Source organism: Marivivens sp. JLT3646, assembly GCF_001908835.1.
GTDB lineage: Bacteria > Pseudomonadota > Alphaproteobacteria > Rhodobacterales > Rhodobacteraceae > Marivivens > Marivivens geojensis.
The window spans coordinates 83,445-106,024 of sequence record NZ_CP018573.1 but is presented as its reverse complement, the minus strand read 5'-3'; the positions used below and the strand labels follow the sequence as shown (position 1 = coordinate 106,024).

The following is a 22,580-nucleotide window of genomic DNA, read 5'->3' as shown; positions in this document are numbered from 1 at the left end:
ATGGTTGGAGCGACACTACCTGTACTTGCCAAGCGGGGCCAGTGTGTCGCGAAGCAAAAATGAAACTCACAAAAAATGGGCAGGAACCGGCTTAGATTTTTAGTGCCCCAGGAGACGGCCCAAGCTGATGTCGTAGAGACCCCTCAATATGGCCCCTACATTGGCCCTCAATTTACGACGCCTGAGGACATATATTGCGCCAACGTACGAGCCCCAGAAAGCAAAGCCGGACGCAAAAAACACAGCTGCACCGACGGCCACGCTCTCAGCATACATGGCACCCAAGACGATAGTCGGCAAAGTCAGCGGCCAAATTGTAACAGTGGCGAGCGGATTAGAAACGGATCGATGCATCTTGCCCCGCGACACCAACTCCCACGCCCGCATGACCAACTGGTGGAAGTGAAGATGATCTGGCTTGTCCGCGGCACGACCAGCCCGCAGGCGCCTCACGATCGTGAAAACGGTATCGAAAATGGGCCAGGAAATAATACACAGGAGCGACCACGCCGAGATGTCGGCGTGCCGCTCATTCAGCAGGATCACCATCCAGGCCAATATAAAGCCAAGAGAATAGGCGCCCGCGTCGCCCATGAATATTTTCCCAAAGGGGAAATTTACGACAAAGACGCCAAACGTGGCCGCCGCAATGACAAGTGCCGCCTGAAAGAGGGCGACGTCGCCGTGTCTAAACGCCACAACAGAAAGAGCTGAAAATGAAAAAATCACCTTTGAGGATGCCAGTCCATTCACGCCATCGATGAGATTGACGCCATTCGTGAGCCCGACCACCGCGAACACCGTGAAGGTCACCGCAAAGCCACTAAGCTCGAAGAGATGATCGATCCCGATGACATCAATCGAGGTCAGCATCACACCCGTCTGACCCACAACGAGCAGGCAAGACAGGGACATGACGGCCAGTCGATAAAGTGGCCTCAAATTGAAACCCAAATCCTCGCAAAGACCGATGAGGAACACGGGGACAATCCCAACCATCAACCACGGACTGGTGTCCCGGTACCCCATCAAAATTGCGACGAGCACACCCACTAAGATGGCTACCCCGCCCAACCGGGAAGTTGGGACCAAATGCGACGACTGCAACGCTAAAATTGAATTATTCAGGCTGTTTCTAAAAGAAATGCGAAGGTTACTGAGCAACAAGGCACTTACCGCGCCGCCAAAGGCCGCAACACTCAACCAGCCAAACTGCGCCAACAAGGCTTCTAGGTATATCATATTCTCGGCAAACTCACGTGTAATCTCAAAAAAGTTATGTCGTACACTAATTTATGTCGTACACTTATGATACCAAACCACACATCGGCGGGAACCAGTCAACTCTAAACTACATTCAAACAGATTTTCCCAGCGACTACTCACCTCAAAAACATAATTTTGAAATTCCAGAGGCAGAGACTTTGAAGAAAAGTCGAAAAGATCGTGACCCTTACAGCTTTCGAATACATCTAATTAAGGTGTTGATTTTAATCACCATCTTCACAATCTTAGTCGCCTCATTTTTTATTGCAGGCACACATCTGAGCGTTAGGTTCACGACGCAATCCACGATAGCAGCACTATATAAAAGTGGCACTTTATCACAACCAAACTCCAGCGGCCTGATGGATAACGGCTCATCATACAACTTGACTGCATCCGTCGCGCGTGACGACATAGCCGTGGATAATTTTGACCGACTATTTGAGAACTTTCACCTTAATCTTGACACAAGAGATGGGCTAGTAACAGACGTGATTTCCGATATTGCCTACCAAAATTCTAATAATGACACTATACTGATCGTTGGGAACGCAAACATTCAAAATTCACGCAACGAAACATTTCACACCAGCGAGATGCTAATCAAATTCAATACGCGCCAGGCCAATAGTCTAGGATCAGTCCGAGTAACAACCAAAAACTTAACAATAGAGGCTGGACACTTCTCAATAGACAAATTCAATACCAGCGAAGAAATGATTAGGTTTTCAAATGGCGTGAAATTACTATATCACAATGTAGAATAAAATTCCTAAGATGAAAACACAACAAAAAATTACTTTTAATTATATTGATTAAAATTATTAATCTCACCGTCACTTTTAAATTCAATAAGCAGAGAAAAAACCAGACAGCACGCCCAAAACGTTGAATGCATATAATGTCCAAAAATTGCCGTTGTCATTCCATTTCCAAATAATGACGCAGCCACAATTAGTGAGACAAAAATTTCATCGCTGTTTTTTTGAGGTAATCTAATTTTTGTGTAAAGTGGAAATAGTACAAGAAAAATTAATATGACTACTCCCCAAACCCCAGCAGATAGAAGATGATTGAGAATGACATTATTTGAGTGGCCATTCTCATTTGAATACGTGTCGATATGAGGCTCAAGCGCATTCCATCGATTGGACATGCCATAACCTCGAAGAGGCGCCTCCCAGATAGCGTCCAGCGCCGCCTCGTAAGTGACAACTCGAGCGTACGCCGAACCATCAATTTCGATTGAAGTATCGAAATTAAGGACTTGGCGATAGGCACCCTGGAAGCGTTCTAGCTTTTCGACAGGCATAAGAGTAACAGTAAAGTATACAATCGCCACCAAAAAACTACAGAATGCTAGATATGCATTGCGGGCCCCTAAAGCCTCTCGTCGCCTTAGATATTCAAAGGCAATAGGCGACATCAGGATAAACGCCAACGCACCACCCCTACTATCTAGCTCAAAAACTAAAACAAAAAACCCTACAATATAACCCAGTATGCCTAATAATTTTCTCAGAAACGTTCCCGAATTAAGAAGGCTTAAATGGGAGATGACCAAAATCATCGATGCGACCATCAACGAATTTCGACTTAGAAAGCGCAGAGCTGGTGCCGCACAATTTTGCTTTTGAAAAATGGTACTGTGCAGAGAAAATGACGATAAAAATTCACAATTATATATGAGTATGAACCCAAATGAGGAAATAGTAGCGATTGCAATACCTGACCACGCGCCGATGTCACTGCTCTTGATAGGTCGGGATGGCAAAATTAGAAGAAGTGCCGAGGCCACCATCATTCCAGCATTCCAAGACAAGACAACTAGAGGATCCCTCTGATTGAAATTATATTCATAAAGCACAAAACCCAGAGAGTACGCCGCCATTATCACAAAGTATTTTTTGCGATATTTTTTCAGCTCTAGATACGTAAAAAGTCTGAAATATAGACTGAAAATAAAGATTAAAAAAAGTAATAAAATTGAGAGGTTGGCCCAAAGCGGAAATAATAATATAGTCAAAAACAGTAAAACAACTGAATTTTGTTTCCACCAATGTAACATCTTGCCTCGACGTGATTAAATTACCTAGGGGTGCGCCCACACACTCATGTTGCACGGAAAGTGTTTAAGTCATACACCAAATATGACAAAGCTACCAAATTGACACTTAATATACAACTGGACAGGCCTAAGGTGATGCACACCGTGAGAGAAAAATTTGTTTGCCTCGACCCAAAGAAAAAAAAGCACGCGGTGGTTGAGACTTCCCTCTCCCAAATTGGGTCGATTGACTGGCTAAAATTTGTCCCGATGGCTCTAAAAGATTTTCCCGAAACCGCCGAAAGGGCAGATGTTGCGCTGAGGTCGGCCACCAAGGTCCCAAGAAATTCCATAGCAATGTCGCTCAAAAAATTTCTGCTCAGCAAGCAATACAACTGGTCTCGACGTTATTTTGAAGAGAACAATACAACTGTTGCCGTAGTGTGGAACGGCCTGAATGGATCGAGACGGGTCTTCATGGATGGCGCACGTGACGCTGGCGCTCGGACTCTATTTTTTGAACTATCGCCACTCAAAAACCGGGTAACCATTGACCCAAATGGGGTAAATTTCATGAACTACCTCTCCCGAAACGCACAAGCATACGTGGATTGGGGGGCTAATAGAGGCTCCGACGCATGGCGGCAGATTAGGTCCACTATTACCGCTCGATCAGGATCCAAGACCTTCGGCGGTCCAAACACCGCAAAATCATTGAGTGAGCCATTCATATTCCTGCCCCTGCAAGTGCCAGGCGATAGCCAAATGCGGCTTTTTGGAGGCAGACACCGAACTCTTGATCAGGTAATCGATGCGGTCGTAGCCGCTTCCCATTTTCTCCCAGAAAATTGGTACATTCGGGTTAAGGAACATCCATCTGCTGAAATTTCCTATGCCGAGCAAATCAGAGCACTCAACAACCCTCGTATTATTCTTGATAATAGCACGGACACATTTTCCCAAGTGGAAGCGAGCATGGCCGTGTTAACAGTAAATTCATCTGTCGGGCTTGAGGCGATGTTTTTTGATAAGCCTGTTATTGCAATGGGGGACTGCTTCTGGGCACTTCCCGGCGTAGCTGAACACTGCCCAACACACGAAAAATTAGTAGCTTTGTTCTCGAGCGTGGAAACTCTTCAGTTTGATCAACGGGCACGTCATGGCTTCCTTGGCTATCTGGTTGATGAATATTATCCGAGGCTCGATCACTACAATGAGAGCGGATTGCTGCACCACGATGAGGTGGCCAAAATAAAGTCTCGCTTAGGAGCTGTCGAGAGGGTGCCGACCGCTAAAATCTTGGAGCCACTAAATTGAATTTTAGAAAATTCTTCCTTGGAAAGCGCAAACGCGCAACAAAAATGATACCTCAAGCACCAGCGCCCGACCCCAATCGTGGCGGCATTGCAATTGTGGCAATTATGAAAAATGAAGCCTCACATATCGAGGACTGGCTACGTTTTCACTCGTTAGCCGGTGTAAAGGCATTCTTCTTGTACGACGATGGCTCCACAGACAGAACCGTAGAACTCGCCAAAGCTTTTGGTGGGGCCAGGGTAAGTATTTTACCTTGGACATTACGAACAAGATTCAAAAGTCCAGACGTGAGTTTCGATAGGCAGGTCCTCGCATACTGTCACGCCATAGAAAATTTTGGGTCGGCATTTAAGTGGATGGCCTTTATCGATATCGACGAATACTTGGTGCCTCTTCGCGATAACTCGCTGATCGATGCCCTTAACGGACTAAATGATGGGAACATTTCACTCCCCTGGACGATGTTTGGACCTTCAGGTCACGAAAATCCTCCAGCCCTTTCCTCCCCATATGCTTACACCTTTAGGGCACGACATCGTCGGGGACCATTGCTAAATTTTAAATGCATCGTAGACCCCTGTGATGTAACGGAGGCTCATGTTCATCGCTTCAAGACAAGATCGATGGGCAATGTCTCGTCGAATGACGTTGGATTCCGGGCAGATAACAAGCTTCGATTTAGCCACACTTTCGTCTCGGCAGAGTGCATCCAACTCAATCACTATTACACACGCTCAAAACACGAACTTTACGAAAAAATCGAGAAGGGTGACCCACCAGATTCGGATAAATTAAGACGCCGTGATAAAATTCTGGAAAAGCTTTCACTTATAGAAGACGACCAAGTTGTGGACACATCGGCCGGCGATTTTTTGAGGCGCATCGGCGTATTCACAAATGCCGAGTTTTGCTCCACCGTACTTTAGAAAAGGATCTAAGTCGATGCAGCGGGGCAGTGCAGTATCAGGCGCGTTTAGGAATTGAACGTAGGCTCAGATTAGCTGAACTCACTGACGATGGATCGAACGCGTAACGATTTTCAAAAACGTTACTGGCTTGATCACTTATCCATTATGCAGCATCTAATACATCGATGAGCATACCCAGTTCGGCTATTTCTCTTATGGAGTTGCAAAGGTTACGCGGCAGTCGGTTCTCCCCATGGTCACCAAAGAACACAAAATCCATGCCCGAATTCAGCGCAAATTGAAAATCGAAGATCATGTCTCCAACATAGAGGACTTCCGCGGGCTTGACGTCGAAAGTCTTGAAAATGTCTCGTCCAGCGATTGGATCGGGTTTGCCACGGATGTAGTCATCTCCGCAGACGAGCAAATCATAATCGAACCCCATTTGTTCTACCACAAGCTCCGCATTCATGCGCGGCTTGGATGTGATGATCGAAAGGGAATATCCGCGGCTTTTAAGGGTCGAGAGCAGATCACTGGCCCCGTCAATCATAGATACTTCATGTCGAAGTGCTTTGGTCGTCGCAAAGTAAAGATCGGACAGATCACGCTCGTATGCCTCTAACCCAAGCTGCTCTATAATCTTTGGAAACGGTAAACCCACGTATTTCTTGTAATTTGAGAAGCCACATTTGATGGACAGCTCGGCCGTGGCGTGCTCCCACGCTTTCTTCATCACGGGGAACGAGTTGATGAGCGTGCCGTCGAGGTCGAATGAAACGTGCTTAATTTGGTGCATCACAGGACATTCGGCTTAATGAGTTCGAGAAACACCTTGTCACGCTCCATCATGCGGCAGGCTAGGGTGTAATCTTCTTGGGTATCAACCGACAGGCTGACGCCATCTTGCCTGAAGGTTCCGATTGCCACGCCCAGTTCAATGAGACGCATCAATTCGACGCGCTCGATGTTCTCAAGCGGTGTAGGCTCAGATGCCACGAACTTCTTGAGCCCCGACAGTCGGAAACCAATGATGCTGAGGTGTTTCTTCATCGGCTGCCTGATATCCCCGAAATAGCAGGGAATATCGCTGCGAGAGAAGTAGATCACCCGATCGCCGTGAGACACCATCTTAACGCGATTAAGATTTCCGTATTCGTCAATCATTTGGTGCGGAACGACACACTCATAGTCAGTGTTGCGGGTAAAATCGGCAACCTCCTGAATGTACTCAGGCAGCACAAAGGCCTCGTCGCCCTGGACGTCGATGATGATATCATCATCCTGCAGGCACATGACATCTGCAGCCTCTGCAATCCGTTCAGTCCCATTGCGATGGGTAGACTTTGTCATGCAGACATCTACGCCAAACTTTTCGCACACCATCAAAATTTCTGGCGAGTCCGTGCAGACCACAACGCGGTCCACACCCGTTGCCAGCTGTGAACGTTTTGCCACGTGCACAATCATTGGCAGGCCTGCAATTTTCTTAAGCGGCTTATCGGGAAGGCGGGTGCTCTCCATGCGAGCAGGAATGAGTACGACAGTCTGAGTAGACATTGATTGTGTGCCTTTTCCAAAATATGTTACCTGAGAGCGGTTATCTGAGCCAGTTCACTGACTGTTCTCGCAAATAGGTACCTCAATGAATGACATAATCGCAATCGATCAACGATCCAAGGATGACTATGTCAAAGCGACATTGCGACAGGTCCCTCTAGCGCAGCGCATCCTGCTTGGCGTCTATTTAACAATTACGCGCCTACTTCCGACAAGCTTGATTTTATACTTGGTTCGCCGCGCCTCAAAAAAGAACCCCGAAGAGAGCCTCGACCGCGCAAACGAGCGCGTCGCCATGAACTTACATGACCGCCCCGCTGGAAAACTCTATTGGATGAACTCCATCGGGCCGGGTGATTCAACGGCGAACCAGGCTCTACTTGCTAAACTCCTCGTCGAAGACCCAACTGCCATCCTCCTTGTCACGACCCGCACAGTCTCAGCACAAGGGATTTTCTCTCGATGGAAGGATAATCCTCGGGTTATTAGACAACTCGCACCGCATGATGGTCTCTACATCACTAGGCGGTTTCTCGATCACTGGAAGCCATCGGTCGCGATCTTTTGTGAACGGGATTTATGGCCAAACATGTTGACCGAATTGCGACAGCGCAGGATCCCAACTGCAGTCGTCAACGGTCAACTGGACGGCCGACTAATGAGAGATTTCGGAAAGCTGCAAAAACTAGGCAGGTGGTTCTTGGCTCACATCGACTACATTCATTATGTAACTGAAGCCTCCGCAAAGATCGCTGACGATATAATGAATCCCAATGCAGAGAAATTTTACGGAAAAAACCTAAAGCTAGATTGTGAACCCCTCCCCGCAAAGGACCAACTCTTCACTCAGCTGAAAACTGTATGGGAAAATTTCCAAATATTCACCGCAGCATCAGTAGCGACCAGTGAAGTCAATATTATTTTGGACGCCTTTTTACAGGCGCACATTCAAGATCCAAAATTGCGAATGGTGTTAGTGCCGCGATGGAAGGAACAGTCCGAAGATTTCCTAGCAGCCGCAAAAGAATTTGGACTGACAACACCGCGACGATCAATTGAGGGCATGCCAAAACGAGAGGATCCCATCTTTATCGCTGACAGCTACGGCGAACTGGGCACATGGTACGAGGCCTCATATGCGGCATTTATAGGTAATACCTTTTATCAGGGAGCCGGCCATAATGCTTATGAGGCGATCTTGAAGGGCATACCAATCGTCGCTGGCGGGATTGGGTGGCTATTCAAAGATGACTTTGAAGACTTGGTTTCGGCGGGTGTAGGAATGATAACACCCGACAAAGTCAAGTTAAGGGACGCCATCCTCCAGCTCACATCTGAGCCTCTAAGGCATGAAGTTGAGGCTTACCTATCAAACCAAGGCACGACAGATAAAGTCACACAAGCCTTAATCGGCTTGGCACGCAACGCTATCTAAATGCCCGATAACACCCACCCCCGGCCACCCAATACATCGCGTGACCCGTCGCAAAGCGATCAATCGATGGAGCCAAAATCAAAGCCTCACTATGAGAATGACGCAGCCAGCGCGACAACGCCCAGGTTACGTCTGATCAGCTCGCGTTAACCGCTTAACCTCGGACTTCGCGCCGAGGATCAGGCCAACCCGCTGGTGGTGATCTTCGGGCTGTAGGTCGAGGATATCGCTCACGCCATTCGTCGCGGCAGCACCCGCTTGCTCCATGATCATGGCCATCGGGTTTGCCTCATACATCAGGCGCAACCGACCTCCCTTGTCTCGTAGCTTTGAGTCAACGGGATACATGAACACGCCACCGCGCATCAGGATACGATGAACCTCGGCCACTAGGGACGCGATCCAGCGCATGTTGAAGTCCTTGCCACGAGGGCCTTCTTTACCAGCCAAGCACGCCTCGACATACTCCCGCACCGGCGCGTCCCAGAACCGCATCCGTGACATGTTCACCGCAAATTCAGCCGTTTCCTCGGCCACGCGGATATCACCATGGGTTAATCGGAAGTCTCCGGTCCCGTGCCGTGCAGAGAACCCGTGAACCCCCTGCCCCATCGTCAGCACCAACATGGTTGACGGGCCATAGATTGCATAACCCGCCACGATCTGATCGCGCCCTTTGCGTAGAACCGTTCGGTCCCCATCAGCCTGCACCTGCATGACCGAAAAGATCGACCCGACAGTCATGTTCACATCCAGATTGGACGATCCATCCAACGGATCGAAATAGAGGATGTAGTCCCCCGCCTGCGGCTCCTTCAACCACTGAACTTCATCCATCTCCTCGGACACGAGCGCAGCCACGCGGCCACCGTTGCAAGTCTCAAGGAAAATATCGTTCGCCACGATATCAAGCGGCTTTTGCGTCTCGCCTTGTACGTTTGTCTCGTCCGTCTGCCCAAGGTTCCCTTCGAACGCCATGTCGCGCACATGGCTGGCAATACGGGCACAACTAGCCGCAATGTCTTCGATCAGAAAAATGAGCGACGGATCCGTGTCCGAGGCTGTGAGGAAATGACGCAAACTCTGCATGACGGAACCTTTCAAATGCAGGGCAGATGTACCGCCCTGCAAAGATGGTCACAAGCGACGATCAGTCGTCGTCGCGGTCCGAACCGTGATCATCATCATGATCCGAACCATGATCGTCATCGTGATCGGAACCGTGATCATCATCGTGATCGGAACCGTGATCATCATCGCGATCCGACCCATGGTCGTCATCATGATCGTCAGTGCCGCTCGAATGATCGCTGTCATAGCTGCGGTCATCATAGCCATTGTCGTCAGAGCCGTAGTGATCATCCGATCCACCAACGTGGTCGTTATCATTGTCGGAGCTAAGATCATTTGCTTCGACATAAACTGTCTCACCGGTCGCTGTAGTTACAGCCGTATATACGTCATCGCTACCAGTGCGCGGCGCGCTGCGCAGTTCACCCGCTTCGACCGTGATGACTTCACCCGTTGCAGTCGTAACTTCAACCAGAACGTCGTCAGAGCCACGAACTTCACCGAGGTGCTTCTGTTCAATCTCTTGGATGGTGCCAGCAACGGTCGCTGCGTCATTGGTTTCAACACGCTGGCTCACGACTTCACCGGTCGAGTTATCTACAACGACTGTGGTCTCCAGACCGGTGGGCGAATAGGCCTCGACCGAAGAGTTCAGAACGCCACGACGAACCGAAAAGTGTGTATAGCCCTGTGCGAACAGGCTATCGATCTGAGCTTGCACAAAGTCCTGCGCAGAAGCGGCAGTGACCGAAAGTGCGAGCGCGATGGCGGCAATCGATAGTGTTTTCATATCTAGTCTCCAAATGTTCGACGCAACGTTGTCTCCTGCGCCTTCGATGAGACTGGTATGACCACCAACACCCTCATCCCAAATATGCCTAAGGTGTATTTTGCCTTGTTTTAGGCGCCTATACCTTCGGTTTATGGTGTTTACGCATCCCCTTAACTTATGGTCGGTCCATATAAAAAAGGGCGATCCGATGTACTCCACCACCAGACTTGAAAACGCAACGTTTGCCACAATCATTTTCTGGGGCATGGGGATATCGGGACTTTTCTTTGCCCAAGACGTCATTGTGGACCTTCGCGAACACATCAGCGAAGGCCGCGGCTACGTGCTTGGCGACCTCTCGCACCTCATTTTCGAGATCATCGCCGTCGTTGTCCTCGGATTCGGCATGGTACTTTTGTCCGTATACATCACCGAACTAAAGACAAAGAACGCCCGCCAGCGCGAAACTCTGCATTCCCTTCGGAACGACTTTGACAGCCATGTTCACGCTCAGTTTGAACAGTGGTCACTGACCCCATCGGAATCCGACATCGCACTTTTGCTGATGCGTGGATTAGCCTCCAAAGACATCGCCGAATTGCGAAATTGCACCGTCGGCACAGTGAAGGTTCATTCCCACAACGTCTTTCGCAAGGCGGGCGTTACGTCCCGTGTCGAACTCATGTCGCTCTTTCTGGACGAATTTATGGATGTGGGCATGCAATCCGCACCAAACCCAACCAGCTAATCAGCCCGCCAAAAACGCGATCAGCGCGTCGCTATCCAGCGGCTTTGCCATCACTAAATCGGCGCCAGCATCCCTGAAGCGCTCCATATCGTTACCGACCGCCGCCGCGGTCAGACCGATCATCACATAATCATGGTCCAATTTTTTCAGAGCGCGGATCAACTGATCGCCCTCCATCTTGGGCATGAACAGATCGGTGATAAGCAGATCAGGCTGATTTTCCTGCGCCATCGTCAACGCGTCCTCGCCGTTCCGCGCAAGTGTCACGTTTGCGAAAATCTTATTCAACCGTGACTGAGTGACCTCGGCGACCAACGGGTTATCTTCGACCAACAACACATGCAGCATCGACAGATCAATAGCCTCAACATCCGCTGGCTCTACCAGCTCATCACCAGTGGCGAGGTCCTCGGGCAGTCTGATTTGATAACAGGCGCCACGTGCCCGTTCGATATAGGTGATAGACCCACCCAACAGCTCTACCGCCGTTTTCGCGATATAGAGGCCGAGCCCGCTACCATCTGCCTGATTTCGGGGATCTTTTCCGCCGCGCTCGAATGGCTCAAACAAGCGATCGACCTCATCCGGCGGGATCCCTATCCCATCGTCGCGCACGGTCCAAACCGACCACATTTGCCAGTTATCATCCTTCTGCGCCTCATAGATGATCTCGACCGTTCGGCCTCGCGAATGCAACAACGCATTGCGGACGAGGTTTCCAACCAACTGTTTGGTCCGCAACTGATCGCCAATCCGCCGAACATCCGCGCCTGCCCCTAGCTTGAGCTTTATGTTCATATGGGTCTTTTTGGCCTGCGCTTGATACGTATTGCGCACCGTCTCTGCCAGTTCTGCAGGAACATAGGCTGACTTTACCACGGCGAGGTTTTCCTCGGGGTTCACCGCCTGCCGCATATCGCTCAACACGCCCAACAACTGATGCGACGCCTCAGCCAGCTTTGGCTTCATCGCTTCGGTCTGAGACGGCTCCAAATCTTCGATCAACATCGCCATAACGGACGCTGGCGTACGGATCTCATGCGAGATGATCGAGAACATCCGCCGCTGCTTTTCATCCCTCGCCTCAAGATCGGTCAACGCATGGCGCAACGCGGCCTCATTCGCCTGTTCGTCAGTAATATCGAGCACGAGGCCGTAGGCCAGTTTGGCGCCATTTTCGGCATATTGCGCCCAAATGAAAACGCGGATCACGCACTCATCGTCACGACCCCGAATAACCCGCAATACATGCTTGTACGTCTGCCCGGGTTCAACAATCCCCATCTCGAGCATCCGCTGACGCGACTCTGGCGCGAAACGGGCGAATATGTCCTTAACCGGTGTATATTCAGTATCAACACCCATCACCCGCATGCTCGTCGGGTCCAGCTGCACGATACCAAGCTTTTGATTGACCTGAAAAATACCAACGCCCGCAAAATCCCGCGCCGCATCAAGCCGCTCAATACTATCCCGCGCCAGCTGCAGCCGGCGATCGATGTATCCTCTTAAAGCGAGGATATAGGTCCCTAGGTTCAACAACGCGGTGCCATAGTAATCCATCGCATTGTCATGCGATGTTTCCGGCACCAAATCGTTCAGGAACGTGCCCGTCAGCACCGCATAAAACCCCACCCCGATCACAAGGCTCAGCGGCGCGATGGCTTGCGGCATCAAAAGCGCCATCACCATAATGAGGAGGCCCGCTTCCATCTGGTTGCTTTGACCAAAACCGGACGCATGGAAAACGCCGAGCGTAGAAAAAACGAAAACCGAAGGTAGCAGATAGAGCAGCTCTAATTTCTGCGGCCGATGCAGGAACACCATCAAAAAGACCAAAATCACTGCACAGCCGCGCAAAACCCGTTTCAGCGCGAGGTCGATATAGTTTTCATCGTAACCGACCAATCCCTGAATATCCGCAGGAAGGCTTTTCATCATGCTCACAAAAATCGCGATCATGATGAGGTTTACGATCAAAAACACGACCTGCGCCAAAAGCGCGAGCAACAGATCAGCCGTGTAGGGCCATAGCTTGTGTCGGAAAATCCCGATTGTCTCTTTCGCGACTTCACCAACGATCAAGGCCCCAATCAGGTTCACAACGATAAACGCAATGACCACATGCGGCGCACGTAACGACAGCTCATGCCAGATCGACATGTCGACAAAAGGCAGGAAAATCGGCGCGCAAAGTACGGACAAGAACACCAGCGCGGGAATCCACAGCAAACGGGTTGGATAAATCATCACACCCAGCGCGAGAACATAGAACGAAATCGAAGGCGAATATTGAACCGCAAAAGCGTTCTCGCCAAAGATCGCCGCCCCATATGACATCGGGTAGGTCCAGAGCAGGATAACGGGCAGGAAATACAGCAAAAACCCAAGCGGTTTTCGGCGCACGAACCGACGCATGCGGTAAAGCTGCGAAACCGCAAATCCATCGTGTAACGGTTCTGACCCAGCGGGACCGCCACCGAGATTGGTGCGCAAACTATTTAGAATCCCAAACAATCCTTGATCTGTAGCATTCCCCTAGGACAAGCCTATGCTGACAGGCGCAGAAATCAAGCCGATCTCGCGCCCGTGGGGGTCATAAGCCTTGATTGTTCAGTAAGCTAGGCCCTTTACCCTAGTTCGGCAGCGCCCCACAGAATCCACCTTCCGCCGACAACCCCGACCCAATGGCGAGAATGGGTGGCGCCGCATAGGGGTTCGGTGGGCTCGCCTTGAGATCCCACCCCACGAGCCCCGCAACCGCGATCACCGCGAGACTTGCTGTAAATCGTCTGGTCATGACCGTGCCTCCAATCCCAAAATGGGACGCAGTTTAATTCCGTAGATCGACCCGACAAAGGCGGCGGCGAACCAGACCCAGCCATGCAGGCTCCCCGTGGAAATTCCTGAAAAGAACGCACCCACATTACAGCCAAACGCCAAACGTGACGAATACCCCAACAGGAACCCCGCAACGATCGTCCCGACCCAAGCACGCGCAGGCAAGGACGGCAATTTGGCCGACAGGCCCCCTACCCTCCAACTCGCGACAAAGAACGCGCCAAAGATGATGCCAATATCGGTCAAGGACGTGTAATCGGTCAGCACAGAACTCGTGACCCGCTCAGCCGTGGCTGGCGCGGACCAAAACGCAGAACCGGACAGGTCCACACCCGCAGCGACCGCGCCCTTAGCGACCCAAAGGCCCAATCCGTAGACCACGCCCCAAGGCTGGCCAGAAATCAACAGGTTCGCCAACGCCAACCCAGCAATCACGACCGCAGCAATCACCAAACGACGCGGCAATACACGGGTCTGCGGGGTTGCAAACTTCCACGCAACCATTGCGACCGAAAACAGCAGGCCAACGGTGATAAAAACGCCGCTCCACCCTTCAAAATTCATGATCGGAAGCGCGCCCAATCCCGTCCACCAGAACAAATGGTACGCACCGGCAAAGCTCCCGATGGCAAAGAATGGCAGCGCGACCAGCGACACAGGGTTCCCTGATCCCGCGTTTACCAACGTGCCCGATCCACAGCCCAAAACGACCTGCATCGCGACGCCGAATACAAACGCACCCGCTACCATGGCAAAGCCAATCGGGGCCTGCGCACCGTTCAATTCTCCGCCATGACTTGCAATCAACGGCAGCGCAAAGACCGTCACAATCGCAATCGCCAGCAGTTGCGCCCACAGCCCCGACGGATCACGCCGTAGGATCATCGCGCGCCATGGCCCCGCAAATCCGAACCGCAATCCTTCGAGAGCGAGGCCAAAGCCCAAGCCAACCGCCAACATCAGCCCATATCGGGCACCAGCCAGTGCAGCCACGGCCAAAACAACAAACACGGCCGCCACAATCAGGCCGCCGCGTTTGACGAATGGACGGGGGGCCAAAGCCCCCTCAATCACATGTGTAGACATCTTAGAAACCAATCTGGTTCAACAGGTTACGGAACAGGCCCGGTGTGTTCTCCATCGGGAGGCCTGCGTTCGAATACTCCACCATCGAACCTGCGTAGAGTTTGACGTTCTCCAACTCAGCAAGTTCCGACAGGGCAAACCAGTTGGTCGCGGCCCAATGGCCAGTGTTGCAGAAGGACACGATGTCTTTGCCCTCTTCGACACCCAACGCGGCTTTCAGTTCTTCGACGTTAGACGCCCCACGGATCGCCGCGGCACCATCGTCAAAGAACGATGTGTAAACATAGTTGATCGCACCCGGCAGCGTGCCTGGACGGTCAGCCGCATCATGACCTTTGCGACCCATGTAGAAATCTTCGGGACGCGCATCGACGAGGATCGCCTGAGCCTCACCCTTGGTCACAGCTTCCACGTCAGACGTTTCCGCCAGCCAATCATGGCTAAAGGTCAGATCCAGTTCGGACGGAATGCTCGATTCAACACTTGCATTGATCGGCAAACCCGCCGCAGCCCATGCCGCCTGACCACCGTTCAGGATCGACAGATCGGTAAAGCCCGTCGATTTCAGAGTCCAATACACACGTGCAGCCGCACCGAAATCAGTGTCTGTCTTGCCCTCAGTGATGATTACGATCGGCAAGTCAAATTCAAGGCCCAGTTGCTCGAGGTTCCCCTCAAGAGCAGTCAGATCAACCAGACCACCCGGATTTTTCGCAGGCCCACGGAACATCCGGTACGGCGCCCAAAGCGCACCATCGACATGCGCCTCGGCATATCCATCGTTCCGAATATCAACGAGGATCGGTTGCACGTCTTCAATCGACGCAGCCAGTTCAGCAGGCGTCACCAGCGCTCCATAGGTCTTTGCCTCAACAGCAGAGCCAAAGCTAAGAGCAGCTACAAAAGCAGGAGCAAGGAATTTCATTTCGACACCTTCAAATCTTGTTCGAAGCCGCAGGTAGTAGGAATATTTTCCCCGATCAAGTCCAGCAAAGCCCACATATACAGAACATTATTCCGACAAAACACATGCAGATGTACTTAAATTCAGAAATTACCTCAAAAACAGAAAAAGCCGCCCAGCAGTGCCAGACGACTCACAACTCTGATCTTATTTCACGACAATCAAAGAAAAATGGCGGGTCAAAACCCGCCAATTCTTCAATTACTCTTTGTTGCCCATAGCACTTATCCGCGGAATGCTGCCCAACGTTGCTGCGAAACGAGGTGCATATAGACCACAGGCAGCGCGCCTGTCTTGCGCATCGCAAGGAAATCACCGTCAGAAAGGGCGGTCAGTTTCGACTCGTTCACGACGCGGAAACCACCAATACGAGACTTCACCCCATTGGCCAGAGTAACGTCGATCTGACGCTCCTCAAGAAGGTCGAGCGCCTCTAGCTGACGAATGATCGTCGCAGTGCGTTCCATGTCCAAGACAAAGGATTTGCTCAGTTCCAGCATCCGCTCGGTCGCTTTGGATGGCTGGTCGCCATCAAACAGCGGATCACCGATTTTCGCATGGATCATCTCGGATTCAGGATCAATCGCGAGGTTAAAGGTCGTGCCATCCTGCGACTTGATCAACATGAACGGATAGCGGCGCACATAGGCAGGAATATACGCGCCCTTTTTCCACACTCCGTCCTTAGACACGAACATGTTCTCGCCCGTCTTGCGACCTGTCACGGCAAAGGCGGTCGGTTCTGCACCCTTACCGCTGAACACGATGGGATAGTCATGGCTCGCCGCTGCAAATTCGGACCCAGCCAAAACAATCGAATTGGCCTTCGCGGCAAAGTTCATCGTTTTCGCAGGACGCAAACGCAGTTCGCCGTGGGCCGTTTTATTCAGCACCGCGAGAGATTTGTAGAAGATGGGCAGCTGCGGTGCTGCGGTCTCTGCTTTGGGGGTGTCGGTCGCCATGTTCGTCCTCAGTTCAAAATGCGTTACAGGCCCCAGCGGCCCGCGTTGCGCATAGTTTTAACCGAAACGACAGAAGCCTAAAGCCGAAAATCAGGTGGTCAGCTCCGCTTCGATCAAATCAATGATCTGACGACTGTTCGGTTTGGTCGTGCTGCCCCATGTGCCCTTCACCAAACCATCCGCACCAATCAGCACCTTGTTGAAATTCCACTGCGGGACAAAGCCGTGATCCGCAGCGAGCCATTGATAGAACGGGTGCGCTTCAGGCCCTTTCACGTGGGTGATGTCCGTCATCGGTAGTGTGAGGTTAAAGTTCAGCTCGCAGAACTCTTTGACCTCATCAATCGATGACAGCTCTTGGCGGAAGTCATCAGACGGAACGGCGAGGACGATCAGGCCCCGATCGGCATAGGCATCATAGACCGCCTGCATCGCGTCATATTGCGGCGTAAATCCACAACGACTGGCCGAGTTGATGACCAGCACAGGGTGCCCCGCCCAATCCGCGCTGTCATGCATCCCGCCATCCGCATTCACAAAGCTCACCCGCGGCAGAGGGCTATTCCCACCCGCAGAGGCCGTAAACGCGGCAGCAGCGCAAAGAGAGCCAAGAATGAAACGACGCGACAGGGTCATGGTGTCCTCCGATTGAGGTTTGCAACCTTAGATAACAATGGATGTAGCACGCTCTGCGGCGTCGGCAACTCTAGTCCGGTGGAACGGGTTGCGCTATGGATTGGTCATGTCTGTTGCCACCGCCCCCCTGCGCCTTGCGCCATCGCCAACCGCTCGATTGCTGTGCAACGGGGTTGAGGTGCCGCGTCCTTATGTGGCCCGCGCAACGGGCGGCCCTGTCGATGTGATCGCACCGTCACCATTGGCGACCACCCTACCCCGCCTCCTTATCGCGCTGCACAGCGGTCAGAGCTTCTGCATTTCGCCCCGCCCGTTCGAGGCCGATGACGAGCCAGAGTATATACACACGCTCACCTCAGGATCGACGGGCGCGCCTAAACGCATCCGACGCAGCTATGCCAGTTGGGTCAACAGTTTCGCGGTGAACCGTGACCTCTTTGGCATCACGCCTGATGACCGTTCTGCGATCCTCGGCAGCTTGGACCAGTCACTCGCGCTCTACGCGCTCTGCGAAGGTTTGTGGCAGGGCATCACGGTCGATGTGCTGAGTGACCTCCGCCCCGACCGTCAGACCGTCGCGATGGAGCAGACGACGATCCTCTACGCAACACCCACCCAACTGCGCAGCGCTCTGATCCGCCCCCTACCCGCGTTACGGCTCATCCTCGTCGGTGGTGGTCATCTCGATGCGGCGACCAAAGCCCGCGCGGCAGAGATGGCACCGAATGCACGGCTGCATGAATTCTACGGCGCTGCGGAAACAAGTTTTATCACCCTGTCGGACGCAACAACGCCAGAGGGGTCCGTCGGCGCGCCCTACCCCGATGTTGAGATCGACATCCGCGACGGCCTCGTTTGGGTGCGTTCGCCCTACCTCTTTGACCACTACGCCGAAGGGTCCAGCACCACGACGCAGCGCTCTCGTGGCTGGGTCACTGTCGGCGAGATGGGAGAGATGCGCGACGGCTATCTCTTTCTCACGGGGCGCGCGGATCGCATGTTCACTGTCGCGGATCGCAACTACCATCCCGAAGCCGTAGAGGGCGCCCTGTCCCAAATCGACGGCGTGCATGGGGTCGCTGTTCTGCCAATGCTCGACGCGATGCGGGGCGCCGTTCCTGTGGCGCTCTATCATGGGATGATCACGCCCGAAGACCTCCAGACCGCAGCCCGTTCCGCTGGCATCCAGATCCGCCGCGCCTATCGTTTGTCGGACTGGCCCGCCCTACCCGCTGGCAAACCTGACCTCACCGCACTCGCCGCACTGCTGAGGAACCTCACATGACCCCCCGCATCATCGCCGCCCGCCGCACCATCGTCGCACCGAAAGGTGGCGCATTGTCGGGATATGCGCTCCACGAACTTGCTGCGCCCGTGATGCTGGCCTGCCTTGCGGACGCAGGTTTACGCCCCGACGACGTGGATGAAGTCATCCTGTCCAACGCCATTGGCGGCGGCGGCAATCCCGCCCGTGTCGCCGCGCTCGCCGCTGGACTACCCGACCGTGTCGCAGGACTATCGATTGATCGGCAATGTGCCGGCGGCCTCGATGCGATTGGGATCGCGATGGCCTTAGTCCGTTCTGGTCAGGCCAAGGTTGTTTTGGCGGGCGGCGCAGAGTCCCACTCGAGACGCCCCATCCGCATGGCGCAAACGCCAGACGGTCCCGTTGCATATGACCGCCCCGCATTTACCCCCTGGCATGATCGCGACCCCGACCTCGCCGAAGCCGCAAATGCGCTGAACATACCGCGCGAACGGCAGGACGCTTGGGCGATGGACAGCCATGAAAAGGCCCTCTCTGCCCGCACCGCACTCCGGTTTGAAATCGTACCGTTGGGCGACGAACTGGACGATCCGTTCACCCGCCGCCTCGCCCCGCGTTTGGTTGCCCGCGCCCCCGTGGTCACCGGAGAGTTGACAGCTGTCAACACCGCCGTGGCTGCCGATGCTGCCGCGTTCTGCCTCGTCGTCGCAGAGGACGTTCTGCCCGACCGCAACGCGCTGATGCTCAACAACTACGCTTGCGTTGGCGGCGATCCGATGAACCCTGCGCTCGCTCCGATTTCTGCGATTAAGGCCGTCACTAATACCGTCGTCGATCAAGTCGAGATGATGGAGGCTTACGCGGCCCAAGCCATCGCTTGCGTTGAGGGCGCAGGGATTGACCCGCGCACCGTGAACCTCAAAGGTGGCGCGTTGGCTCGTGGTCATCCGATAGGGGCCTCTGGCACGATCCTCATGGTCCGTCTTTATCACGACCTTGCAGGGACAAATCGAACAGGATTGGCCGCAATCGCAGCAGCAGGCGGGATCGGATCGGCGATCAAAGTGCAGGGTTTTGGAAAAAGTTGACAGCTATCAACTTTCGGATCGGCTGGCAAAGTTGACAGCTGTCAACTTTCAAACCCACGGAAGGTCGCAAAGACATCCAACGGGTCACGTTCTGTCCTGAAATCGTTCACTGGGTGGTCCGCCGCATAGCCAATCGCAACCCCTGCGACGACCATTTCGTCGGCGTCTAGCCCCAGATGGTCATGGATCAGATCACCGTAATTCGCCATCGCACCAATCCCACAAGCCGCCAAACCCGCGTCATGCACGGCGAGCAACATCGTCTGGATCGCCATCCCGAGGTCCATAAAGCACCCCGCGCCCATATCGCGATGGATCGTAACGATCATACCGACGGGCGCTCCAAAGAAACGGTAATTGTGCTGAAACTGCGCCTTTCGCCCTTCGAGGTCGCGCTTTTCGATACCCAAAGCATCATACAGCGCGAACCCAGCCGCTCTCTGACGGGCTTTAAGATCGGCGGGCATGGGGCGGGGGAAGTAGCTGTATTCACTGACCTGAGGCCGACCTGCGGCAATCCCGTCGAGGAGGGCATCAGATAAGGACTTCAGCGCCGCACCCGTCAGGGCATGGAACCGACCAGGCTGAAGGTTCGCACCAGAAGGCGCACAGCGGGCCAAGGTCAAAATCGTCTCTAATATAGCGCGATCCACGGGTTTATCCGTGAACGCACGCACCGATCGACGATCCTCTATGGCCCGCCGCGTTTCCATTACTGACGCGACAAAAGGCTCTGCGGACGGGCCTTAACCAAGGCACCAATCACGATGGCCGTCAGGACAACTTTGACCAAATCACCGGGGATATAGGTCGCCATAATGGTGATAGACGCCATCAAACCCTTGTCCGTGAGCATCCAAAAGCCGCCGATGCCCATAGCATAGAGCACCACAATCCCGCCGATCAGCGATGCGATGCCAGATGAAACCATCGCATCAATGCGCAGCGACTGCATTACGAGGCCCGTTACAAAGGCAGCCACCGGAAAACCAACGACAAAACCTGCAGTCGGCGAAACAAACACACCCAAACCGCCGCGTCCACCAGCGAGCAATGGAAGCCCCAAAGCGACGAGGCCAATGAACAACAGCATCGACAAACCACCGCGTTTTGCGCCCAAAACGGCACCAGCGAGCATCACGCCGAGGCTCTGCGCTGTCACAGGAATGCCCCACGGCATCGGAATCGCAGGCAAAAGGCCTAAAACAGCAACGAGCGCAGCAAAAAGTGCGATCATCACGAGGTCGTTTTCTTTGGTTTGCATGATCTGTCCCCCTATTTGCGGGCTGACATATCAGGGTTTGAACGCCCCATCTAGTCCACCACGTGCCCGCAGAGCGAGTGCCACATGGTCCGCATCCTCCAGAACACTGATGATCAGCGGTAGAATGATGTAAAACGTCGGCCGTTTGGTCGAACGCGCACGGAAGGCATCCGACATATGATTGGCCCGTTCCAACAGGACAGGGACGAACCGCACGACCAACGCGATAGAGAGCGCCAGAGGCTTGGGTGACACGCCGACAAAGCGGGCAGGGGAGGCGAGCCAGATGACTAGGTCAATCAGATCGTCCAAACGGGTCGAAAGCGTCACTAAATTGGCCAAACTCACAGCAGTTGCCAACCGCAACACAATCGCAAATCCTGTCACGGGATCACCCAAAACGACCTGCCAGAGCAGGATAAACCCAAGGAAAAACCTTAGCGGCTTTAGCATCCTCAGCCCACGGGCAGCAAATTTGGTCCCAAATGCGAGGTAGAGTAGGGCAGTTAGACCCGCGGCGCCGGCTAATAAAATAGGCGAATTCAGCAGGAATAGGGTCACAATTGCGATAGATAGTAGGCTTAGTTTGTTGCCCGCGCGCCAGTCATGCAGCGGTGTACGAATTTCAGAGGTGAGCGTCAGCATCCTCAGCCTCCATCACACGCAAATAGTCAGGCAAAACCGTTTCTGGAGTACCATCAGCGATGACTTTACCCGCTTCGATCCAGATCACACGATCATAATCAGCAATAACTGAAGGATCATGAGTGATATGAATCAGTGTCTGATCTAGCTGATTTAGTCTCTTTTGGAGCGCCCTCGTGGTCGGAATATCCAACCCACTGAATGGTTCATCTAGAATGATCACAGCTGGGGCCATGGCGAGGACGGACATAAGGCACACAAGGTGGCGTTGCCCCTGACTTAGGGTCGAAACAGGCCGCTTTGCCCAATCCGATTTGCCAAAATTAGCCAGAAGATTGGACGTTTCTTCTGCCGCGTCCGATTTCGAACGGCCGAGCTGTCGCAGTCCGAAGGATATTTCTTCTTCAACGGTCGGGAAAATGATCTGATGATCTGGATTCTGGAACAAAATGCCCACAGCGGACAGCACTGCTTTTCGATCCTTCAGAACATCAACACCATTTATCAAAATTCGACCCTGTTCTGGACGAATTAGACCCGAAATTGCCTTTGCCAGAGTCGATTTTCCCGATCCATTGCGTCCTACAACAGCCACCCGCGCCTCGGATAGTTCGAGGGATACCGTGTCGAGCACAGCTTTGTCGCCGTAGTGGCATGAGAGGGATTGAATTTGGATCATATGGCTAAGGGGTCATAGCTGGTT

23 protein-coding genes are annotated in these 22,580 nt (G+C 52.9%); 7 read left to right on the top strand and 16 right to left on the bottom strand.

Translation table 11 applies throughout. The features are described from left to right. Window positions 1-99 precede the first annotated feature (99 nt). Complete coding sequence (locus tag BSK21_RS15425) at window positions 100-1,242, bottom strand: MraY family glycosyltransferase (RefSeq protein WP_067546821.1); 1,143 nt, start codon at window positions 1,240-1,242, stop codon at window positions 100-102. A 53-nt stretch (window positions 1,243-1,295) separates the two neighbouring features. Between BSK21_RS15425 and lptC the strand changes: the two genes are divergently transcribed. Continuing rightward, window positions 1,296-2,033, top strand: a complete 738-nt coding sequence (gene lptC, locus BSK21_RS15420; RefSeq protein WP_082959371.1) for an LPS export ABC transporter periplasmic protein LptC — start codon at window positions 1,296-1,298, stop codon at window positions 2,031-2,033. A 35-nt stretch (window positions 2,034-2,068) separates the two neighbouring features. Here lptC and BSK21_RS15415 read toward each other — a convergent pair whose 3' ends face one another. Beyond that, window positions 2,069-3,334 (bottom strand): O-antigen ligase, encoded by a 1,266-nt coding sequence (locus BSK21_RS15415; RefSeq protein WP_067546828.1) that lies wholly within the window; start codon window positions 3,332-3,334, stop codon window positions 2,069-2,071. A gap of 135 nt (window positions 3,335-3,469) precedes the next feature. On the opposite strand from BSK21_RS15415, the gene BSK21_RS15410 reads away from it, so the two are divergent. After that, the gene (locus BSK21_RS15410) at window positions 3,470-4,630 is read left to right on the top strand and encodes a hypothetical protein (RefSeq protein WP_067546830.1); all 1,161 of its coding nucleotides are present in this window, start codon (window positions 3,470-3,472) and stop codon (window positions 4,628-4,630) included. Next, the gene (locus BSK21_RS15405) at window positions 4,627-5,556 is read left to right on the top strand and encodes a glycosyltransferase family 92 protein (RefSeq protein ID WP_156529522.1); all 930 of its coding nucleotides are present in this window, start codon (window positions 4,627-4,629) and stop codon (window positions 5,554-5,556) included. The genes BSK21_RS15410 and BSK21_RS15405 overlap by 4 nt, the downstream gene beginning before the upstream one ends. A gap of 145 nt (window positions 5,557-5,701) precedes the next feature. Here the strand turns inward: BSK21_RS15405 and BSK21_RS15400 are convergent, their stop codons facing one another. Together BSK21_RS15400 and kdsB are read right to left on the bottom strand one after the other, a co-directional pair. Then, complete coding sequence (locus BSK21_RS15400) at window positions 5,702-6,337, bottom strand: HAD family hydrolase (protein WP_067546837.1); 636 nt, start codon at window positions 6,335-6,337, stop codon at window positions 5,702-5,704. Beyond that, a complete protein-coding gene (gene kdsB, locus BSK21_RS15395; RefSeq protein WP_067546840.1) occupies window positions 6,337-7,098 on the bottom strand; it encodes a 3-deoxy-manno-octulosonate cytidylyltransferase in 762 nt (253 codons plus the stop codon). Before kdsB ends, BSK21_RS15400 begins: the two co-directional genes overlap by 1 nt. A gap of 85 nt (window positions 7,099-7,183) precedes the next feature. Between kdsB and BSK21_RS15390 the strand changes: the two genes are divergently transcribed. Continuing rightward, a complete protein-coding gene (locus BSK21_RS15390) occupies window positions 7,184-8,533 on the top strand; it encodes a 3-deoxy-D-manno-octulosonic acid transferase (RefSeq protein WP_067546843.1) in 1,350 nt (449 codons plus the stop codon). A gap of 126 nt (window positions 8,534-8,659) precedes the next feature. Here the strand turns inward: BSK21_RS15390 and BSK21_RS15385 are convergent, their stop codons facing one another. Both BSK21_RS15385 and BSK21_RS15380 read right to left on the bottom strand, forming a co-directional pair. After that, window positions 8,660-9,622 carry a class 1 fructose-bisphosphatase gene (locus tag BSK21_RS15385; RefSeq protein WP_067546846.1) on the bottom strand — a complete coding sequence of 321 codons (963 nt, stop codon included), beginning with the start codon at window positions 9,620-9,622 and terminating at the stop codon, window positions 8,660-8,662. Window positions 9,623-9,683: 61 nt separating this feature from the next. Beyond that, window positions 9,684-10,394, bottom strand: a complete 711-nt coding sequence (locus tag BSK21_RS15380) for a hypothetical protein (protein ID WP_067546849.1) — start codon at window positions 10,392-10,394, stop codon at window positions 9,684-9,686. A gap of 190 nt (window positions 10,395-10,584) precedes the next feature. Here BSK21_RS15380 and BSK21_RS15375 point away from each other — a divergent pair, with 190 nt between their 5' ends. Then, window positions 10,585-11,124, top strand: coding sequence for a helix-turn-helix transcriptional regulator (locus BSK21_RS15375; protein WP_067546852.1), 540 nt, complete (start codon window positions 10,585-10,587; stop codon window positions 11,122-11,124). Here BSK21_RS15375 and BSK21_RS15370 read toward each other — a convergent pair whose 3' ends face one another. From BSK21_RS15370 to BSK21_RS15350, 6 genes are all read right to left on the bottom strand, one after another. Beyond that, window positions 11,125-13,542, bottom strand: a complete 2,418-nt coding sequence (locus BSK21_RS15370; RefSeq protein ID WP_198039385.1) for an ATP-binding protein — start codon at window positions 13,540-13,542, stop codon at window positions 11,125-11,127. It lies immediately after the preceding gene. Between the two features lie 217 nt (window positions 13,543-13,759). Further along, entirely contained in the window at window positions 13,760-13,924 is a 165-nt protein-coding gene (locus BSK21_RS16075; RefSeq protein ID WP_197498092.1) for a hypothetical protein, read from the bottom strand. After that, window positions 13,921-15,051 carry a YeeE/YedE family protein gene (locus BSK21_RS15365; RefSeq protein WP_067546858.1) on the bottom strand — a complete coding sequence of 377 codons (1,131 nt, stop codon included), beginning with the start codon at window positions 15,049-15,051 and terminating at the stop codon, window positions 13,921-13,923. Before BSK21_RS15365 ends, BSK21_RS16075 begins: the two co-directional genes overlap by 4 nt. Before the next feature lies 1 nt (window position 15,052). Continuing rightward, entirely contained in the window at window positions 15,053-15,976 is a 924-nt protein-coding gene (locus BSK21_RS15360) for a sulfurtransferase (RefSeq protein WP_067546861.1), read from the bottom strand. 263 nt (window positions 15,977-16,239) lie between these two features. Then, window positions 16,240-16,977, bottom strand: coding sequence for a SapC family protein (locus BSK21_RS15355; protein WP_067546864.1), 738 nt, complete (start codon window positions 16,975-16,977; stop codon window positions 16,240-16,242). 90 nt (window positions 16,978-17,067) lie between these two features. Then, window positions 17,068-17,613 carry a glutathione peroxidase gene (locus tag BSK21_RS15350; protein ID WP_067546867.1) on the bottom strand — a complete coding sequence of 182 codons (546 nt, stop codon included), beginning with the start codon at window positions 17,611-17,613 and terminating at the stop codon, window positions 17,068-17,070. A gap of 37 nt (window positions 17,614-17,650) precedes the next feature. Between BSK21_RS15350 and BSK21_RS15345 the strand changes: the two genes are divergently transcribed. Both BSK21_RS15345 and BSK21_RS15340 read left to right on the top strand, forming a co-directional pair. Further along, window positions 17,651-18,898, top strand: a complete 1,248-nt coding sequence (locus tag BSK21_RS15345; RefSeq protein ID WP_067546870.1) for an AMP-binding protein — start codon at window positions 17,651-17,653, stop codon at window positions 18,896-18,898. After that, on the top strand, window positions 18,895-19,968 hold the full coding sequence (locus tag BSK21_RS15340) for an acetyl-CoA acetyltransferase (RefSeq protein ID WP_067546874.1): 1,074 nt from the start codon (window positions 18,895-18,897) through the stop codon (window positions 19,966-19,968). The genes BSK21_RS15345 and BSK21_RS15340 overlap by 4 nt, the downstream gene beginning before the upstream one ends. 41 nt (window positions 19,969-20,009) lie before the next feature. On the opposite strand, the gene BSK21_RS15335 is transcribed toward BSK21_RS15340, so the two are convergent. From BSK21_RS15335 to BSK21_RS15320, 4 genes are read right to left on the bottom strand one after another with little or no spacing between them, the layout of a single operon-like run. Further along, window positions 20,010-20,681, bottom strand: coding sequence for a nitroreductase (locus BSK21_RS15335; protein ID WP_067546877.1), 672 nt, complete (start codon window positions 20,679-20,681; stop codon window positions 20,010-20,012). After that, on the bottom strand, window positions 20,681-21,232 hold the full coding sequence (locus BSK21_RS15330) for a biotin transporter BioY (RefSeq protein ID WP_067546880.1): 552 nt from the start codon (window positions 21,230-21,232) through the stop codon (window positions 20,681-20,683). Before BSK21_RS15330 ends, BSK21_RS15335 begins: the two co-directional genes overlap by 1 nt. 30 nt (window positions 21,233-21,262) lie before the next feature. Then, the gene (locus BSK21_RS15325; RefSeq protein WP_067546883.1) at window positions 21,263-21,877 is read right to left on the bottom strand and encodes an energy-coupling factor transporter transmembrane protein EcfT; all 615 of its coding nucleotides are present in this window, start codon (window positions 21,875-21,877) and stop codon (window positions 21,263-21,265) included. After that, window positions 21,858-22,556: an energy-coupling factor ABC transporter ATP-binding protein gene (locus tag BSK21_RS15320; protein ID WP_067546886.1), complete on the bottom strand. Its 699-nt coding sequence runs from the start codon at window positions 22,554-22,556 to the stop codon at window positions 21,858-21,860. Before BSK21_RS15320 ends, BSK21_RS15325 begins: the two co-directional genes overlap by 20 nt. Window positions 22,557-22,580: the final 24 nt, after the last annotated feature.

Coding starts and splice junctions, on each gene's coding strand:
- BSK21_RS15415 (WP_067546828.1), bottom strand. CDS start 3,334: ATGTTACATTGGTGGAAACAAAATTCAGTTGTTTTACTGTTTTTGACT.
- lptC (WP_082959371.1), top strand. CDS start 1,296: ATGTCGTACACTTATGATACCAAACCACACATCGGCGGGAACCAGTCA.
- BSK21_RS15325 (WP_067546883.1), bottom strand. CDS start 21,877: ATGCTGACGCTCACCTCTGAAATTCGTACACCGCTGCATGACTGGCGC.
- BSK21_RS15360 (WP_067546861.1), bottom strand. CDS start 15,976: ATGAAATTCCTTGCTCCTGCTTTTGTAGCTGCTCTTAGCTTTGGCTCT.
- BSK21_RS15385 (WP_067546846.1), bottom strand. CDS start 9,622: ATGCAGAGTTTGCGTCATTTCCTCACAGCCTCGGACACGGATCCGTCG.
- BSK21_RS15350 (WP_067546867.1), bottom strand. CDS start 17,613: ATGACCCTGTCGCGTCGTTTCATTCTTGGCTCTCTTTGCGCTGCTGCC.
- BSK21_RS15425 (WP_067546821.1), bottom strand. CDS start 1,242: ATGATATACCTAGAAGCCTTGTTGGCGCAGTTTGGCTGGTTGAGTGTT.
- BSK21_RS15340 (WP_067546874.1), top strand. CDS start 18,895: ATGACCCCCCGCATCATCGCCGCCCGCCGCACCATCGTCGCACCGAAA.
- BSK21_RS15390 (WP_067546843.1), top strand. CDS start 7,184: ATGAATGACATAATCGCAATCGATCAACGATCCAAGGATGACTATGTC.
- BSK21_RS15375 (WP_067546852.1), top strand. CDS start 10,585: ATGTACTCCACCACCAGACTTGAAAACGCAACGTTTGCCACAATCATT.
- BSK21_RS15410 (WP_067546830.1), top strand. CDS start 3,470: ATGCACACCGTGAGAGAAAAATTTGTTTGCCTCGACCCAAAGAAAAAA.
- BSK21_RS15380 (WP_067546849.1), bottom strand. CDS start 10,394: ATGAAAACACTATCGATTGCCGCCATCGCGCTCGCACTTTCGGTCACT.
- BSK21_RS15320 (WP_067546886.1), bottom strand. CDS start 22,556: ATGATCCAAATTCAATCCCTCTCATGCCACTACGGCGACAAAGCTGTG.
- BSK21_RS15335 (WP_067546877.1), bottom strand. CDS start 20,681: ATGGAAACGCGGCGGGCCATAGAGGATCGTCGATCGGTGCGTGCGTTC.
- BSK21_RS15370 (WP_198039385.1), bottom strand. CDS start 13,542: ATGCGTCGGTTCGTGCGCCGAAAACCGCTTGGGTTTTTGCTGTATTTC.
- BSK21_RS15355 (WP_067546864.1), bottom strand. CDS start 16,977: ATGGCGACCGACACCCCCAAAGCAGAGACCGCAGCACCGCAGCTGCCC.
- BSK21_RS16075 (WP_197498092.1), bottom strand. CDS start 13,924: ATGACCAGACGATTTACAGCAAGTCTCGCGGTGATCGCGGTTGCGGGG.
- BSK21_RS15345 (WP_067546870.1), top strand. CDS start 17,651: ATGGATGTAGCACGCTCTGCGGCGTCGGCAACTCTAGTCCGGTGGAAC.
- BSK21_RS15365 (WP_067546858.1), bottom strand. CDS start 15,051: ATGTCTACACATGTGATTGAGGGGGCTTTGGCCCCCCGTCCATTCGTC.
- BSK21_RS15400 (WP_067546837.1), bottom strand. CDS start 6,337: ATGCACCAAATTAAGCACGTTTCATTCGACCTCGACGGCACGCTCATC.
- kdsB (WP_067546840.1), bottom strand. CDS start 7,098: ATGTCTACTCAGACTGTCGTACTCATTCCTGCTCGCATGGAGAGCACC.
- BSK21_RS15330 (WP_067546880.1), bottom strand. CDS start 21,232: ATGCAAACCAAAGAAAACGACCTCGTGATGATCGCACTTTTTGCTGCG.